Source organism: Aliterella sp. E5.1, assembly GCF_057473825.1.
In genome coordinates, this window is record NZ_JBYCCV010000509.1 from 1 (window position 1) to 1,068 (window position 1,068).

Here is a 1,068-nt window from a genome sequence, read left to right on the forward strand (position 1 = left end):
CAGACTGAAATAACCGATGTGCAACAAACTCCTTACATGAATGCCACACTAATTCAATTAAATTGAAATCTGGGCTATATGCTGGTAAAAAACAAAGTTGAATATTGGGTAGTGCTTGCTCAATCTTATCAATGATGTCTTGGCGTTTATGAAAACTTGCATTATCCAAAATAATTAGAACTCTTGGACCTATCCGTTCATAAAGTCCTGATTCATTGCCTTGTTTAACCCATTCTTGTTTAACAAATTCATTCAGCTTAACTAATTGCTCAAAAAAGCTATCTGCATTACCTCTATCAATAAAAAAACATAAGCGTTTTTGGTCATGATAACGTAATCCACCCATAACATTTACTCGACGCAAGGCTTCTTTGTCCTCTAACTTTTCGTCTCTGACCTCGACCTGTCCAGCATTTACGACGTAGCACTCGTATGCCTGTTGCCTGTCTCGTCCCAAAACCATACTTGAAAAAGCTCCGGTGCTACTATTCCTGCTTTCAAATAAGTCTCTAATTTCTCTCGAAATACCGCTCGTTCTGTTTTATCTTGCCGATCTTCTAAGCTATATTTCGCCCAGATGTAGACATATTTTTTTTTGCAATATCCGGGTGATTTGCTTGCTACTTAATTTAATTCCGGTCTGTTCTTGTAGATAAGTTGATAATCTTTGGGCTGTCCATCTGCCAAATTCATAGCCAAGTTCACTTGGCGCTTTTTCGACTACTTCTAGTAGCAATGCTATATATTCGATAGTCGCTTTTCGGTAGTTTCCTTGCTCTCTCTTGTCTCGCAAACTATCCAGATTATCGGGGTTTCCATGTACACACCAGTGAGCTACTGTCTGATATCCACATCCAAGAAATCCCTGAATCTCTTGGTAGGTTTTCCCATCATTTTGCAGTAGGAGAATCAGGGCGTGTTCCCGTAGCCTTGGACAATCACCTTGCCGTACTGCTTGTTGCAATTTTTTTGTTTGCTCCTCGTTGAGGAATCCTTTCGCAGGCATCGTCCTTGTACTTTGAAGATTTTAGACTTTAATTTTATACTATTTAGAAGTCTATTAGCTTA

At 39.0% G+C, this 1,068-nt stretch carries 2 protein-coding genes; both read right to left on the bottom strand.

Annotated elements, in window-relative coordinates; genetic code table 11:
• On the bottom strand, positions 1–346 hold a 346-nt coding region (locus tag AC2VE5_RS28635), incomplete at its 3' end, for a transposase (RefSeq protein WP_486890895.1).
• Between the two features lie 216 nt (positions 347–562).
• Complete coding sequence (locus AC2VE5_RS28640; RefSeq protein ID WP_486890896.1) at positions 563–1,006, bottom strand: helix-turn-helix domain-containing protein; 444 nt, start codon at positions 1,004–1,006, stop codon at positions 563–565.
• Positions 1,007–1,068: the final 62 nt, after the last annotated feature.

What these genes read in the sequence shown, in the direction of transcription:
- AC2VE5_RS28640 (WP_486890896.1), bottom strand. Translation starts at nt 1,006, where the DNA reads ATGCCTGCGAAAGGATTCCTCAACGAGGAGCAAACAAAAAAATTGCAA.